The organism is Priestia sp. RMT2NF4, assembly GCF_047872835.1.
Lineage (GTDB): Bacteria > Bacillota > Bacilli > Bacillales > Bacillaceae_H > Priestia > Priestia zanthoxyli.
This window is the reverse complement of sequence record NZ_JBLQZO010000001.1, coordinates 16236-31127: the sequence shown is the minus strand read 5'-3', so window position 1 is coordinate 31127 and position 14892 is coordinate 16236. Positions and strand designations below refer to the sequence as shown.

Here is a 14892-nt window from a genome sequence, read left to right as displayed (position 1 = left end):
CCCACCCTTTTTATTAGCAACAAAGTTTCGACAAACTTATTAGTATTTCTCCTTATTTCTCCAAAAGTTTTCAAATTCCTGCAGTAAAGAGCTCCTCTTCTTCTACAAACTTGCCTAACACCTTTGGTTCGAAGTGAACTTATTATTTTTTAAAATACGCTTTCCTCATTATGTAATACAGTTTAGAGGTGTCTCTACTAAACATAAATAACGCAAAGCCCATTGTTAAAACCTGAGCTCTACGTTATTGAGACAAATACTATGAAGGAATAAAAATTTGTGGATTGATTTCAATTTCTGGTACTTTATTAGCAATGGCTTTTCCAATTGGAAGGCACGCTGTAGCTGCTGGAGATGGCGCATTGCATACATGAATACTGCGTTTACTTGAGACAATATAAAAATCATCCACTAACGTTCCATCGGACTTAAGTGCCTGCGCTCTTACACCTGAAGAAGCAGGCACAAGATCTTCTCCTTGAATAGACGGAATAAGATCTTGCAGACTTTTGACAAAAGCTTTTTTACTATAAGAGCGCCACATTTCCTTGGCGCCTTCTTGCCAATACTTAGAGGCAAGTTTCCAAAACCCTTTATATTTCATAACTTCGGAAAAGTCCTTCATATTAATATCCGTCTTTTTGTACCCTTCTCTTTTGAAGCTTAGCACAGCGTTCGGGCCAGCTTCTACTCCGCCTCCAATCATTCTTGTAAAATGGACACCTAGAAATGGGAAATCAGGATTAGGAACGGGATATATAAGATTTTTGACAAGATGGTGTTTTTCAGGTTTTAGTTCGTAATATTCTCCTCGGAACGGAATAATCTGCAAATCTATTTCGACCCCAGCTCTTTTTGTTACTCGATCACTATGCAGTCCTGTACAATTCACTACATAGTTTGCAGTAAATGTTTTATTTTCTGTTATAATCTCGACGTTATCATCATGCTCCAGAACTTTTTTGACTTCCGTTTCTAAATTCAGCTCTGCTCCGCGTGTTCTTAAATAATCTACCATCTTTTCACAAACCTGTTTATAATTAATAATCCCGGCTTGTGGTACTTTTATTGCTTTTATTCCTTTAACATACGGTTCTTCTTCCTGTAGTTGTTCTCTGCCTATAGTTGAAATGTCAAGTCCATTTGCTAAGCCGCGTTGAAACAAATTTTCTAGTAGTGGCAACTCCGATTGTTTAGTCGCCACAATTACTTTTCCACATTGATCGTAACTCACTCCATGCTCTTGACAAAACTGAATGATTTGACGGCTACCTTCTCTTGCAAATTTCGCCTTTAGGCTCCCGGGTTTATAATAAATTCCTGAATGGATAACGCCGCTGTTATTTCCAGTTTGATGTTTAGCCCAACTACTTTCCTTTTCCAGCACTGCAAGGCGAGCGTGAGGGAAACGTTTACTTAGCGAGAAAGCCGTTGATAACCCCACGATGCCCCCTCCAATAATAACAATGTCTTTCATCCTTTCCCTCCTCATATACGAATCTATTTTAGACTTTTGCAAAGTAGCCTCTTTGTCTTAACAGCTCACGATGTAGATTTGAATTTTTTTCAAATGGTGCTCTTCCATGGAGCCAAAAACGATTGTTAATCATCACTACATCCCCTACTGGAAGGGGCAAGGCAATGGTAGCCGAGCTGTTTTCCATTGAATCAGAAAGATCTTTTAAATACGCTGCTTGTTCTAACGTAGCCGGATAAGCAAATTGGTCAATGAAACAAATACAAGGTTCCCCATTCTGTTCATAGAATGTTTGGTTATAAACATTTTGGCTGACATTTTTACTTGAAGGCGCTCTGTATTCTATACGACAAGTGGCTAATGGGTGGTTTGCAAATTTCCCTAGGTCTTCCCAATCGTCTAAGTGAAGTAATCTTGATTCTCCACCCACTGCATTTTCTTCGGCAAATTTCATCATTAATAACCAGTCCGTTGGCTCATCGACAAATGTACCATCTGTATGCAATGTAAATAAACGATAAGCCTGCCTTAAATATGAATCACTGCTATCCGTATCTTTTACAGTAAATCTTGCGTAGTAGGTGTTAGACATGGCATCAAAATTAACTCCTCCTACTAAATGAGTAAGCGCTGTAGAAAATTTGACGTAATCTTGATCACTCGTAGTTTGATTCTGCATACCAATTGTAAAACCTCCTGATGTTCGATCATGTAAAATAGCGCGTATCTTCTCAACAAACGTTTTGCCCGCTACGTTTTGCAAGCGCTCAGCTAGTACTAATCTCATATAGGGTACATACTCTAACTGCTGTGTATTTACATCTTGATTCTCTTCTAAAAATGCACCTATTACTTCGTTATTCATTTCAATTGAATACAGGCGCTGATGATGGCAGTGTTCTTTTACCTCAAATGTATCGTATTTTCCTATGAAAGACTTTGTTCCCTCTTGAGTCACATTCATGTTTTCTCCTCCTTTTTAATCAAAGCAATAAAAATAGCCAGTAATATCATCTCTGCGCATACATATGCATAGAGAAATAATATTACTGGCTACGGTCTACTGATGGCTTCTGGTATGAAGTCCGATAGACTTAACAGTTAATTTAAGATGCTAGTAGAATAATAAATTACTGACCACGAAAGGGTAACCTTTCTAGGAGTAATTTGATAGTTCTAGTTTACAAAGTTAATGCTTATTTGTCAATTTAATTTTTGAAAATTCTAATTTTTCATTTAAATTAATTTGATTGTACTGTTTGTAAGCATCTTTTACTGCAGCAACTAATGCAGATTGAGCCTTGCCATAATAATGTTCTTCAATTTCTTTTATAATAGCTTCTAGACCATCTAACAAACTGTGTCCTTTTAATAATTGGTCCAAAAACTTTTGTGCATGCTCAGTGGCAAGCGTACAGGACGCATTTAAAATGACCCAATACTTTAAATCTGTTTCTAATGTAACTGTTAAAGTCTGATGGATATCACTGGCTGCCATCCCTTGCGGAAGCTTGGCGTGACCAGCTAGCATTACTGTTTTTTTCAAAATGAAACCTCCTTGTTATCCTGTTTAAGCCTGAAATATGTAAGCTGGAACAATTTAATTAATCTATATAAGGATTCTCCATTAGCTTGAAAAGCCCTTTGTCCCTAAGTCTTTTTATTTTTACCATTCGTTTATCGAAGATCTTGGCATCGGCTTTGGATATTCATCATTTTTATAACTTCTTAACGTCAATAAAAAAGTGCTCTTCTCAATGAGAGCACTTTTTTATTTAGATATTGTTATTAGTAAATAAATATTTAGTCGATGCTTCATATTTCTCACCGGGCTTTAATACACAAGAAGGAAAATGCTTATGATGAATAGCGTCTGGTAAACCTTGTGTTTCCAAGCAAACACCGAGGTATTTCTCTGAGTGAACCCCTCTAATTTCAAATTCTTCGTCTAGATGATTTCCCGTATAGAGAACAACTGAAGGCTGATCCGTTTTGACTTCTATTTTGCGACCGCTTGCTGGATCAAATAATGACATCTGGTTTTCAGTTTCTGCTTCTAAAAGAAATGGATGATCGTATCCTTTACCAACTAATACATTTTGCGGATGTGTAGATTCCACTCCTTCCTTGAGGCTATGTCCTTCTCTAAAATCAAATGGGGTATCTGTGACACTTATCGTTTCTCCAGTAGGTAAAAGATCATCATTCAGCTCTAAGAATTCGTTACTTTTCAGCTTTAAAACATGATCTAAGACCGTTTCCTTTAGATTTCCGCTTAAATTGAAATACGTATGGTTTGTTAAATTGATAAGAGTTTCTTGATCTGTTGTTCCTTCGTAAGAGATATGAAACTCATTTTTATTAGTCAACGTATACGTAACTTTCACTTCAAGATTGCCAGGGTACCCTTCTTCTCCGTCTTTACTTACATATGTAAATTCAACACCTACGTGATCACTTGCCTCGATTGTTTTTGCATGCCATATTTTGTGGCTAAACCCTTCTGAACCGCCATGCAAATGGTTATTTCCTTCATTTTTCTCTAGACGATAGGTTTCATCATTAAGCTGAAACTCCGCTCCCCCTATACGTCCTGCTACGCGTCCGACCACAGCTCCGAAATAAGGAGAATACTTTTGGTATTCTTCTATTGAATCAAATCCCAAGACAACACTTTCAATCTTCCCTTCAGAATCCGGCATTTCAATATTTGATATCACACATCCATAGTCAAGGCAGGTGATTTTAAGCCCTTCATCATTTAATAAGGTATAAGCATGTACAGCTTGATTGTTTAGTTCGCCAAATTTCTCAAAATTCACTTTCATTTTTAATCAGTCCAATCCTCTTTTTATTCGTAAATTGCTTAACGGACCCTACATGTTATGCACATGGGATATGTTCTTATAGTTCCCTCTGCAATCCTTCCTGAATCTTCATTATTCTCATTTTATTGTAATCGTGTACATTTCCTAATTCAAGCTTGAATGATAAAGGCTGGCTACTGTTTGTCATTGCTATTTCTTTAGTATTCCTAAGTATTCTTCCCAAGGTCCTACATCTTCTCTGTATCGTTCTGCCATTACTCGAACAATTTGGGCAATATGCGTTAAATCGTGAGCAACCCAAGTCGAGAGCAACTCTCTGACTTTTACTTCCCCAAACTCCGGGTGTTCTCCTCTCACTTCAAGATGCTTTTCAGGCTTAATTAACAGCTTTAGTTGTTGTAAATTCTGCATTCTTATCATGTTGAATTCAAGAAGCTTTTCTTCAATAGAACTAGTAGATTCCTTGTGTAAATGAGCATAGCGATCAAATGGAGGGAAAGCTCCTCCTTTTCCTTCTTGAAGGATGAATTTTAGCCTTGGTATCCAATTGTTTTTTTCTGCTTCTATTAAATGTTCTATTACTTCCGAGGTACTCCAAGTTCCTTCTCCTTCATTACATTGCAGCCACCCTGCAGATAGACCCGACAAAAGTTTTTCAAGCGTCTGAGGCGTACGCTCAAGTATTTCGGTCGCTTCTTTTAAATTAAAATTCATGCTCATTCCCCTTTCTCAACGTAATGATGCTGAGCTGTCAGTTATGTAAAAATTCTTGCGATTCTAGTCAATTTTACCACAATTGACTTTTATTAAAGGAAGGAGCTAATCTTCTACTTACTTTAATGCTTACTAAAACAGAAACAGAACACACGTTTGGTTTTTCTGCAGAAATATGATAAAATATATACAGGCTAGAACGCAGTGAGTATCAGTCTGAATGGGTACTGCTCATTCGTAAAATAGATTGCTAGCAACTTTTTCATCTTGAGCTTTTCGTTTGAATTGGAGTGAGACAACAGTGAGTAAAAATCAAAAGCGATGGACAAAAGAAGAAGATAAATTTCTTATCCAACACTATGGCGTTATGACGCTTCAAAAGATGGGTGAGCATTTACATAGAAGCAAGGAATCGGTTAATAAACGGCTTACTCGATTAAATCTTCGAGCTTCAGATACAGCTTTACGTAAAAAGTGGACGCCGAAACAAGATGCTTTTTTACAGCAGAACATTGATATCATGAACAACCGTGAAATGGCAGACTCCTTAGACAGAAGTCCTTCTTCTATTGCTACGCGCATAAAAGTTTTGGGTGTAACTCGAAAAACTGCGATGCGAAGATGGACCGTACAAGAAGACGAATATTTGCTAAGGTATTACGGAATAAAACCCCTTTCGCGCATATCAGCGAAATTGCAGCGAAGTGTGCAGGCACTAGAATCGAGGTTAAGTCGTTTAGAGGTGTATGGAGCTAAATCGCACGTAGGACATATCACAGCGTGTGAGCTAGCAGCCTGCCTTGAAGTAGATGTTCACACAATTTACAAGTGGATTCATAAAGAGAATCTACCGTATAAAATGATCATCGCCAAGACCAGAACATTCATGGGAATTGACATTCAATCTTTTTGGAAGTGGGCTGAACAAAATAAATCGTGCCTTAACTTTTTTAAAATACCTAAAAATACGCTTATTCCAGAACCAGCGTGGGTGGATGAACAAAGAAGGCTAGACTATGTAAAGCGCCCTAAATACGAGCATAAAAAGTGGACAGCAGAAGAAGATGCTAAATTGTGGCGTATGTTTTATCAGGAAAAGCGCAATCAGCGAGAAATTGGGCAGCTGCTCGGGCGTTCGAGAAATAGCGTGCAGCGACGCTTAGAGCGTTTACGCAAAAAGAAACTAGCTAGTTAAACGATAAAAAGCTTGGAATAAGCTATGCTTACCCCAAGCTTTTTTTATTGATATGACTTTTGGTTAAGCTTTAACTGCTTTTTCCCAATCCGCTGCAAATTTTTCCATTCCTTGGTCAGTTAACGGGTGTTTTGCTAATTGCTCAATAACAGCGTATGGAATTGTGGCAATATGAGCCCCTGCAAGTGCTACGCGCGTTACATGATCCGGGTGTCTTACAGATGCGGCGATAATTTGAGAGTCGATGTTTTGAACGCGGAATAACTCAGCAATTTTAGATACCAGCTGTACTCCGTCTTCTGAAATATCATCAAGACGTCCTAAAAATGGAGAAACATACGTCGCTCCAGCACGAGCTGCTAAAAGCGCTTGGTTTACTGTAAAGATTAGGGTTACATTTGTTTTTACACCTTTTTTTGCAAGGTAGCGCGTCGCTTCCAAGCCAGCTAATGTCATAGGCAGCTTAATCGTAATGTTTTTATCTCCATCGTTAATTTTAATCAGTTCTTCAGCTTGAGCGATCATGTCTTCAGCAGAAAGTGCGTCAGGCGTTACCTCAGCGGAAACGGATTCAACCTCCTGTACCATTTGAAGAATTTCTTCGATGCGGTCTTCAAATCTTACGCCTTCTTTTGCTACTAAAGATGGATTGGTTGTTACACCTGCTAGAACACCAACTTTATATGCTTTCTTAATATCCTCAAGGTTTGCTGTATCAATAAAAAATTTCATCTCACTATTCCTCCTTATTGTTGTACATCAATCTGCATCTCAACTTGCGTGAACTATCGCCTAGCCAATTTGCTGCAGCGCATATAGATTTTCTATAGAAGCGTTTTCAATCTCTTTTGCAGTTAATACCTTTAGTTTTTCTAAAAATTGTATAGCGTCCACGCGGTCTTCGATGTCTTCCTCTGTACGAATATTCTCCGTTTTAATCTGATGGATACATTCGTTGATGACTTCTTTATACGCATTCGTTTGGATAAACCATTCTGCTAACAGCGTTTTTGTTGCTTCTCTTTCTTCTTCACTTTTAACTGCAAATAAACTCTCTGTTTCCGTTTCACTCAGCATAAGGCTGCTAAAATCGTGATTCATACAAAGCCAAAAATAACCTTTTTGGCTATCGTAATACTTTCCTTCTCTTAAAAGAAAATACTTAATTCCAAATTTAATTTTATGAGATTGATTCTCTGAACTTGGCATATGAATTTCTTTTATTTCTACGCTTTCTGATACATCCAGATATGTTTCTAAACCGTACTTTGTATTCACTACTTTTGCATCCAATATGTCCATTCTCATTCTCCCTTTCTCAAGTTCTATTTATTTTTATAAAAAAACAGAGGTCTGATTTTATGTAATAACGAATCCAGTTTTTGTGGATGTTTTTCTTAACCAACGGACATGTTTTACTGTTTACGCTTTCATTATATATCAGATTATTCGAAAAATCATCAAAAACAATCAAATTCATTCAAAAAAAGTCATAAAATCGTAAAAAGTAGTCATAAAAGGTCATCATCTATTAAAAATAGATGAACTTTTATGTTGATTGTGTGCTTCAATGTGTCTTAAGGCAACTATCTCTTCAAAAAAACCGACCTTTATTACATACCCTCTATGCAAAAATATAGCCACTCATTTCACCGTTTTTTCACTTTAACATGATATCCTGTAGTATACTTTTGTTTCACGTGCTAATTCCCATATTTTTTTACTTTTTAAGGTTATTCGTTTTTATTAGTGGGAAAGTTACATAAATACAACACGTTATAGGGGGACTTTAACATGGATAAAAGAATTGAAACATTAAAAGAAAAGCTGCCTGATAATCATAAAGAGGTTGCTGTTCTTACCTCTCATATTTTTGATGCGCTTGATAAATTAACAACTGAACATCGCAGATATGTTGATATTTCGGCAGCAGCCAAAATAAAGCCGAATCCGGATGAAGAGAAAGCTTTTTTTGATACCATCTATGAAGTAAAAACACTCATTATGTCAGAGCTCGAAAAAACCGTTGAAGATATCGAGCACAAAGGTGATAAAAACTGGCATAAGAACTATAAAGATGGAATCGAGTGATAGGTAAATAAGACGTTTAAAAGCCTGTGCTTTTTGGAGCACAGGCTTTTTTCCATGAGATTCTCTACATTTTACTGACTCGATTTGGATAGCTCTTGGAATTCAATCATTGAAGATTTAATACCGTTACTTTTTCACGAGTCATGGATTCAATGCTTTTACGAATGCCTTGAGCGCCCATACCGGATCCTTTTACGCCGATAAAAGGAAAATGATCAGGGCCGCGTTCTGTGCGGCCGTTGATTTGAACGGAACCGACTTCCATTTTATTTGCAATTGAGAAGGCTTTATTAATATCTTTTGTAAAAACGCTTGCTTGTAAGCCAAATTCTGATTCGTTTGCGATGTCAATGGCTTCTTGGTCAGAAGCGACGCGGATAATTGGTAACACAGGACCAAATGGTTCTTCCCATGCTACACGCATAGTATCATTCACGTTATCTAAAAGAGTAGGATAGATAAGGTTGCCTTCACGCTTGTTCCCAGTCACAACTTCTGCACCTTTTCCGAGCGCGTCTGCAATTAAAATTTGAATAAAGTCCGCTGCCTTACTATCAATTAATGGAACGATTGTACATCCATCTTCAGGAGAACCCACTGATAGTTTATGTACTTCTTCTTTTAGGATGTCGACCAGCTCGTTTGCTACTTTTTCATGTACAAGTACACGTTTAATAGCTGTACAGCGCTGACCCGAATAAGAAAATGCTCCGCTTATAATATGTTTTGCTGCCTCCTGCAAATCTGCATCTTCACATACAATACCCGGGTCTTTTCCTCCAAGTTCTAGTACAAGAGGAATCATGCCTGCTTTTTTAGCTAACTGAGTACCCGTATTTGTTCCTCCGGTAAACGAAATCATGTTAATGCCTTTATGTTCAACCAAGTAATCACCAATTACAGATCCGCGGCCCGTTACGACGTTTACAAGTCCTTGTGGAATACCTGCTTGATCAAGAGCTTCAATCATCTTAATACCGCTGATCGCTCCTTGCGTTGCGGGTTTGAAGATAACTGCATTTCCTGAAATAAGCGCAGGCGCAAGCTTAGCAGCAGACAAATTTACCGGATAGTTAAAAGGAGGAATCGCGAGTACCACGCCTAAAGGCACGCGTTCAACAATCGCAACCTTTGACTTAGAACCTCCAGGAAAGCTATCTCCTTTCATGCTTTCTCCGTTCATATGAAGAGCTTCTTCAACTGTATAGCGAATGAAATCTGCCGTGCGTACGACTTCATTCCTTGCATCTTTTAAGCTTTTTCCAACTTCTTTCATAATAATTTCGGCAATTTCACTCTGCATTTTTACCAGCTCATCTGCCCACTTATATAAATATTTGGCACGGTCTTGCAGAGAAGTTTCCGCCCACCCCTTCTGAGCTTTTTGCGCGGCATGTACCGCTTCATCGACTTCTTCTTTTGTGATAGCCTGCACTTTTCCAATCACATCATGACGGTATGGAGAAACAATATCGATCGTCTGCCCTGATTTGCTTTCTTTCCACTCACCGTTAAGATAAAAAGAATAAGTTGATACATTTAAAACCGTTGTTGTCATAAAAAGTCCCCCTTAATAAAAGTGAAATTTATTATCAAAATTTTCAGTCTTTTTTACGAATAAAAACTGTGTGAATATTTGAGCAAAAAGAACTCTACTTGTATTCATTTCTATAACTTTTATATTCCGTGTAACTCCTTAATCTTATACTGCTTACTTGTTGCCTTTAAAGCAGCAGCTTTTTTCTTTTTAACTTAAAACAAACCCTCGTATAATTTAATGAATATTTCGTATTTTTAATATATATAAATTTCTTTCATTCGTACAATACAAATAAGTTATCTCAATGATTAATAATTTTAATGATTTATATCCCGAATACGAAAAAATCTTTATGATTTCCTACTTTTTTAAGTTCCCTTGATTGTATTTACTTTGGATGGATATTCAGCCGATGCGATGCATACACTCTTTTTATTCTATGTGTTGAGAAAATAAAATAAGGGTATAAAATAAATATAGGAAAATGAAGATGAAAGTAGAATATATATTCTAAAGGGAGGGATTTATTGTGATTGTTACTTTAGGTTTTGTGGCATCAATTATTGCGTTGTTTATGCTTTTTACTAACCGGACGTCCAATATCCCGGAAGAAATAATCCATGAAACAACACATGCCAATAAAGAAGAGCAGTATATGTATTATATATAAAGCGTCTTAACAGACGCTTTTTTGTTGCGCTTTTTACAAAGTCTATAGCGGTTAGAAACGGCCCTCACCTATCATTTATCTTTATTTGTCAGTGCCTGATAGCCATAAATAGTTAAACAGAAACCAATAAATGAAAAAAAGATATGTTTTGGTTTAAAGTTGACTAACTTAAATAAGTCCAATCCTATGTTAACATGCCTAAATGTAATCTGATTATGCCTATATCCAAAAAACAGGGTAAGCTCTGTTACTCCGTCAGTTATTTACAACCGGTGGAACAATCATAATTAAGACAGAGCGCAGCTTCCAGCAAAACGTTTAAGAGTCAATTCTTTTTAAATGAAAATATCTGAATTCAAAATACGACAGACTTCGACACTATCTATTTGTTACTATATTTTTTAGGTTCTATTTTTAGATTTGAACCGTTTTTACATAAAAAATTCAATAATTTAAACCTTTAAAATGACGTGGCAAGTGGAGGAAACTTAATGTGTTTCAAATGTAGACTACTGCTGATAAAGATAGAATTTATACGAAAAATGATGATGATGATTGCCCTAGAAGAAGGGTTTACAAGTAGTAATACGATTAAAATCAGTCAGGATCTAGATGTATTGTTAAATCGGTTTGAAGCTACTTGTTAAGAAATGCTGGTTGATAACAGAAAAAGGATCTTTCCATAAGATCCTTTTTTACTGTTGATCGACAATTATTTGTTTCAAAAAAATGAAGGCTGATGTTATTTAGTAGTACATTTTGATCGCTCGTTCATATTTTATTTAATCATTCTGTGCTTCAAAAAAATCCCACATTATTTTTGAAGCATTAGGACCTTTTGAATCAGTATCTGATCCATTGTTATTTCCTCCTGACCACGCATGCCCCATATCCTCTACCATAATTTTTTTCATCCAGACTTTATTTTCTGTATCTACGTAGTCATACGTTATGTAACTATAATGATTTTCGTTTTCCTTTGAAGTATAAGAATCAGCATTTTCATGTAGGTCGATACCGAAATACTTATACGTATAAACCCACTGCTGAATTAATGTAGACGCATTAATTGGATTAACTGTTGTATCTGATTGGCCATGAAACGTAATGATGGGAACAGGCCGTGCGTAAGGTCCCATTTTCTTATAAGCTTCATCACCGTCAAATTCAGGATTTAGAGATCCATATAGCATAACTTCTCCGGCTGTTATGAGGTCTACAGCATACGCATTACTGCCTGCTGAATGAATGCCTACCGCTTTAAATATATCAGGATAAGCAATAGCCATCACATTCGCCATAAAGCCTCCAGCTGACATGCCAGCAAGGTATATATTAGTAGAATCAATCGCATACTTAGTGGTTATGTGATCAATCATATCTTTTATTATGTCTGGCTCTCCATTACCGCGAAACTGGTTATACTCATAAAACCAATTCCAGCACCCGTTGGAATTAGCAAAGTAATTCATTTGGGGATAGAGAACAATAAAACCTTTTTCTTCCGCTAGCTTATTCATTTCCGTACCCGCAGCAAAATCATCTGCATCTTGTTGACATCCATGAAGCATAACGATTAATGGTACTTTACTTAACCCAGTATATGTACTTGGAACATATACCTTGTAGGTAAAGTAATCGTCATAATTATACTCTTTCCAAATAGGGCGAAAGAACGCACTCTGTAATTCTATTAAAAAAGTTGAAGCGCTTAAAACTGGATTCATAAAAAAGGAACATAAAGTATTCACGGAGTTTACCCTCTCTCTATTTCTGATGTATATACTCTCTATTTCGTTATATCACAAAATAATCCTTTTATTATGGCGCTGATCTTTTTTATATGCCTTTAATTATTTTCCTCTTTATGCTTTAATCGTACAAATTCATAATGCAAAACTATAGAAAAAAGAATTCTATAGTAAGAACCGTCACTTAGTGCGTTTAATACAAGTATACGCGCGGAATACTAGAAAAGGACTGGCTATAAAAGCCCGTCCTTTTTTATGTTATCAAACGATTATTTATTTAACCAAAATTAAAAACTGATATTATTTGGCGGTACATTGTCTTCTTTGTCCTCTTTCTTGAGCTCAGATTCTATGTATGAATCTTTAGAGGACTCTCCCATACGCCAATAAACAAGGAAGCTGATGGCAATACACCCTGCTACATAGAAAAAGAAAATTGATTCATGGCCGATGCTTTTTAGCCATAGGGCGATAAATTCTGCTGTCCCTCCAAATATGGCAACTGTAAGTCCGTACGGTAATCCTACACCAAGAGCTCGAATCTCCGTTGGGAAAAGCTCAGCTTTTACAATTGCGTTAATAGATGTATAACCGGTTACAATGATAAGTCCAACTGTCATTAATAGAAAGGCCATGACTGGGTTATGTGCTTGTTTCATAAAAAGAAACAGCGGTACAGTCAGCAATGTTCCCAAAATACCAAAGCTCATTAACAGAGGTCTGCGTCCAATTTTATCAGATAGCATCCCTGCTATTGGCTGAATAACAACAAATACAAGCAGCGCACAGAAGTTAATCCAGCTTACGACTCCTTTATCTAGCCCTACACTGTTTACCATAAATTTTTGCAAATACGTTGTATACGTATAAAATGCAACCGTTCCTCCTAATGTTAAACCAATAACGGTCAACACTGCTTTAGGGTGCTTCATAAGTGCTTTAATAGTCCCTGCATTTTCACGGCTTTCAGAGTCCATTTTAGAAAATTGCTCTGACTCATCCATCGTACGTCGCAGCCATAAAACGCTTAGCGCGCCGATGGCTCCAATAACGAAAGGAATACGCCAGCCCCATGAAATCATATCTGCTTCACTAAGAACGTTTTGCAGAATAATTTGAACACCTAATGCTACCAGCTGACCAGCAACAAGCGTTACATACTGAAAGCTTGAATAAAATCCTCTTCGCCCGCTGCTTGCCATTTCAGAAAGATAAGTTGCAGACGTTCCGTATTCTCCCCCTAAGGAGATTCCTTGAAGCAAACGTGCGAGTACTAGAATAATAGGAGATAATAACCCTATTGTGCCATAGCTAGGGGTACAAGCGATAATCAAAGAACCGCTCGCCATGATGGTAATAGATAAGGTAAGCGCAGCACGGCGACCATACCGATCGGCATAGCGTCCCATTAGCAAACTACCGATTGGACGCATTAAGAAACCAACAGCGAAGATTGCGGCTGTGTTAAGCAGCTGACTTGTTGGATCGCCTTCTGGGAAAAATTGCGATGAAAAATAGACGGCAAAAGCAGAGTAAACGTACCAATCGTACCATTCAATTAAATTTCCAACAGACCCTTTAAAAATATTACTTGTAACACGCCTGTTGTTTGCAGCTTCACTGGTATGAGCCATGAGTGATCCCTCTTTTCTTTGAGTGTTTAATGTTGATTCTCCTGTAACATGAAGTAGTAAGTAATTTACCAGTAAATCTTTTTAAACAGCTAGATTGTATTGCTTTCTATAAAACCTATTCAACCAATCACTTATATAATGAGAGCGCTTAAAAAAGGTTGAATAATCCATTTCAATATCATTTATAGGTAACAAAATAAGGGTTTTAAAAGCGGCTGCTGTCTATTATATATGTAGTGTTAACCCTCCCTTCTATTTATATATTGTACTATTGATTTATTAGAAAATATAATATTTTCTAATTATTAATACAAAAATTTTACAAAGTTCGGCTTTCTAATTTATATGACAAACAGAAAAAAAGCCATGTTCTTTAAGTGAGAACATGGTTAAGAAAATACTCTTTTCAACTTGTGAGTGTAAGCTGCTTACATTGACATAATATGTAGAATAAACATAACTTGTACTGAGCTCTAACCTAAATTTAAGATAATTATTGAATTTTAATCTTATCCCTTATTATATATACAGCCATAGATGCTCTATAATTTTGTTACATCGGCGACCTTAATTTATCTCATTGAACTTTAAATTCACACAAAAAGCGCTCCACTCCGAGATATTTTTCACCTAAACTTGTTATTTGGAAGCCAAACTTAGAATAAAAGCTTACTGCCTCTTTATCTGTCTCAGCAAAAATAGAATGTATATCATAGTTCTTACAAAGAAAGCTAATCATGCAGCTTCCTATTCCTTTCTCTCTTTCTTTTGGTAAAACAGCTATATGTTTTATAACAGCTTCCTTGGCGTTAAGAAATTCAACTCCCATACAGCTAATGGTTTCTCCATTTACTTCAATACTATATAATTTCCGACTTGGCAAACACGTGTATTTTTTATATTCTTCATCAACCTTCTCTTCTAAAGTTGCATAAGACAACAGCTTTTTTATTGTCGGATTCACCATAGTTGAAGTGATTTCTTTCATCCTA

Annotated in this window: 15 protein-coding genes; 4 read left to right on the top strand and 11 right to left on the bottom strand. The window is 36.7% G+C overall.

Features of this window, described 5'->3' with window-relative positions; genetic code table 11:
- Nucleotides 1-259: 259 nt before the first annotated feature.
- The 5 genes from lhgO to ACMX9J_RS00135 all read right to left on the bottom strand — a co-directional run bounded on the left by lhgO (nucleotide 260) and on the right by ACMX9J_RS00135 (nucleotide 5019).
- Nucleotides 260-1477 (bottom strand): L-2-hydroxyglutarate oxidase, encoded by a 1218-nt coding sequence (gene lhgO / locus ACMX9J_RS00155; RefSeq protein ID WP_034264638.1) that lies wholly within the window; start codon nucleotides 1475-1477, stop codon nucleotides 260-262.
- 28 nt (nucleotides 1478-1505) lie between these two features.
- Nucleotides 1506-2441, bottom strand: coding sequence for a glutarate dioxygenase GlaH (gene glaH, locus ACMX9J_RS00150; protein WP_028413735.1), 936 nt, complete (start codon nucleotides 2439-2441; stop codon nucleotides 1506-1508).
- A gap of 225 nt (nucleotides 2442-2666) precedes the next feature.
- Nucleotides 2667-3008 carry a DUF3870 domain-containing protein gene (locus tag ACMX9J_RS00145; protein WP_098112817.1) on the bottom strand — a complete coding sequence of 114 codons (342 nt, stop codon included), beginning with the start codon at nucleotides 3006-3008 and terminating at the stop codon, nucleotides 2667-2669.
- Nucleotides 3009-3252: 244 nt separating this feature from the next.
- On the bottom strand, nucleotides 3253-4305 hold the full coding sequence (locus ACMX9J_RS00140) for an aldose epimerase family protein (RefSeq protein ID WP_176344203.1): 1053 nt from the start codon (nucleotides 4303-4305) through the stop codon (nucleotides 3253-3255).
- Between the two features lie 189 nt (nucleotides 4306-4494).
- Nucleotides 4495-5019 (bottom strand): DinB family protein, encoded by a 525-nt coding sequence (locus ACMX9J_RS00135; RefSeq protein ID WP_416225284.1) that lies wholly within the window; start codon nucleotides 5017-5019, stop codon nucleotides 4495-4497.
- 301 nt (nucleotides 5020-5320) lie between these two features.
- On the opposite strand from ACMX9J_RS00135, the gene ACMX9J_RS00130 reads away from it, so the two are divergent.
- Nucleotides 5321-6214 carry a sigma-70 family RNA polymerase sigma factor gene (locus ACMX9J_RS00130; protein ID WP_176344204.1) on the top strand — a complete coding sequence of 298 codons (894 nt, stop codon included), beginning with the start codon at nucleotides 5321-5323 and terminating at the stop codon, nucleotides 6212-6214.
- Nucleotides 6215-6277: 63 nt separating this feature from the next.
- Here ACMX9J_RS00130 and fsa read toward each other — a convergent pair whose 3' ends face one another.
- Nucleotides 6278-6946, bottom strand: a complete 669-nt coding sequence (fsa, locus tag ACMX9J_RS00125; protein WP_416225283.1) for a fructose-6-phosphate aldolase — start codon at nucleotides 6944-6946, stop codon at nucleotides 6278-6280.
- A gap of 60 nt (nucleotides 6947-7006) precedes the next feature.
- Nucleotides 7007-7516 (bottom strand): hypothetical protein, encoded by a 510-nt coding sequence (locus ACMX9J_RS00120; RefSeq protein ID WP_025749002.1) that lies wholly within the window; start codon nucleotides 7514-7516, stop codon nucleotides 7007-7009.
- A gap of 492 nt (nucleotides 7517-8008) precedes the next feature.
- On the opposite strand from ACMX9J_RS00120, the gene ACMX9J_RS00115 reads away from it, so the two are divergent.
- Nucleotides 8009-8305, top strand: coding sequence for a hypothetical protein (locus tag ACMX9J_RS00115; RefSeq protein ID WP_028413740.1), 297 nt, complete (start codon nucleotides 8009-8011; stop codon nucleotides 8303-8305).
- A 106-nt stretch (nucleotides 8306-8411) separates the two neighbouring features.
- Here the strand turns inward: ACMX9J_RS00115 and ACMX9J_RS00110 are convergent, their stop codons facing one another.
- Nucleotides 8412-9863: an NADP-dependent glyceraldehyde-3-phosphate dehydrogenase gene (locus tag ACMX9J_RS00110; RefSeq protein ID WP_047751174.1), complete on the bottom strand. Its 1452-nt coding sequence runs from the start codon at nucleotides 9861-9863 to the stop codon at nucleotides 8412-8414.
- Between the two features lie 511 nt (nucleotides 9864-10374).
- Here ACMX9J_RS00110 and ACMX9J_RS00105 point away from each other — a divergent pair.
- Both ACMX9J_RS00105 and ACMX9J_RS00100 read left to right on the top strand, forming a co-directional pair.
- The gene (locus tag ACMX9J_RS00105; protein ID WP_014460568.1) at nucleotides 10375-10515 is read left to right on the top strand and encodes a hypothetical protein; all 141 of its coding nucleotides are present in this window, start codon (nucleotides 10375-10377) and stop codon (nucleotides 10513-10515) included.
- 491 nt (nucleotides 10516-11006) lie between these two features.
- The gene (locus ACMX9J_RS00100; RefSeq protein ID WP_016763750.1) at nucleotides 11007-11162 is read left to right on the top strand and encodes an aspartyl-phosphate phosphatase Spo0E family protein; all 156 of its coding nucleotides are present in this window, start codon (nucleotides 11007-11009) and stop codon (nucleotides 11160-11162) included.
- A gap of 135 nt (nucleotides 11163-11297) precedes the next feature.
- Here the strand turns inward: ACMX9J_RS00100 and ACMX9J_RS00095 are convergent, their stop codons facing one another.
- From ACMX9J_RS00095 to ACMX9J_RS00085, 3 genes are all read right to left on the bottom strand, one after another.
- On the bottom strand, nucleotides 11298-12266 hold the full coding sequence (locus ACMX9J_RS00095; RefSeq protein WP_176344206.1) for an alpha/beta hydrolase family esterase: 969 nt from the start codon (nucleotides 12264-12266) through the stop codon (nucleotides 11298-11300).
- Nucleotides 12267-12553: 287 nt separating this feature from the next.
- On the bottom strand, nucleotides 12554-13900 hold the full coding sequence (locus ACMX9J_RS00090; RefSeq protein ID WP_033578694.1) for an MFS transporter: 1347 nt from the start codon (nucleotides 13898-13900) through the stop codon (nucleotides 12554-12556).
- Nucleotides 13901-14477: 577 nt separating this feature from the next.
- Nucleotides 14478-14888, bottom strand: coding sequence for a GNAT family N-acetyltransferase (locus ACMX9J_RS00085; protein WP_416225282.1), 411 nt, complete (start codon nucleotides 14886-14888; stop codon nucleotides 14478-14480).
- Between the last annotated feature and the right edge of the window lie 4 nt (nucleotides 14889-14892).

Excerpts from the sequence above, each read along its gene's own strand:
- glaH (WP_028413735.1), bottom strand. The coding sequence starts at position 2,441 with ATGAATGTGACTCAAGAGGGAACAAAGTCTTTCATAGGAAAATACGAT.
- ACMX9J_RS00140 (WP_176344203.1), bottom strand. The coding sequence starts at position 4,305 with ATGAAAGTGAATTTTGAGAAATTTGGCGAACTAAACAATCAAGCTGTA.
- ACMX9J_RS00090 (WP_033578694.1), bottom strand. The coding sequence starts at position 13,900 with ATGGCTCATACCAGTGAAGCTGCAAACAACAGGCGTGTTACAAGTAAT.
- ACMX9J_RS00100 (WP_016763750.1), top strand. The coding sequence starts at position 11,007 with ATGTGTTTCAAATGTAGACTACTGCTGATAAAGATAGAATTTATACGA.
- ACMX9J_RS00110 (WP_047751174.1), bottom strand. The coding sequence starts at position 9,863 with ATGACAACAACGGTTTTAAATGTATCAACTTATTCTTTTTATCTTAAC.
- lhgO (WP_034264638.1), bottom strand. The coding sequence starts at position 1,477 with ATGAAAGACATTGTTATTATTGGAGGGGGCATCGTGGGGTTATCAACG.
- fsa (WP_416225283.1), bottom strand. The coding sequence starts at position 6,946 with ATGAAATTTTTTATTGATACAGCAAACCTTGAGGATATTAAGAAAGCA.
- ACMX9J_RS00085 (WP_416225282.1), bottom strand. The coding sequence starts at position 14,888 with ATGAAAGAAATCACTTCAACTATGGTGAATCCGACAATAAAAAAGCTG.
- ACMX9J_RS00145 (WP_098112817.1), bottom strand. The coding sequence starts at position 3,008 with ATGCTAGCTGGTCACGCCAAGCTTCCGCAAGGGATGGCAGCCAGTGAT.
- ACMX9J_RS00115 (WP_028413740.1), top strand. The coding sequence starts at position 8,009 with ATGGATAAAAGAATTGAAACATTAAAAGAAAAGCTGCCTGATAATCAT.
- ACMX9J_RS00120 (WP_025749002.1), bottom strand. The coding sequence starts at position 7,516 with ATGGACATATTGGATGCAAAAGTAGTGAATACAAAGTACGGTTTAGAA.
- ACMX9J_RS00135 (WP_416225284.1), bottom strand. The coding sequence starts at position 5,019 with ATGAATTTTAATTTAAAAGAAGCGACCGAAATACTTGAGCGTACGCCT.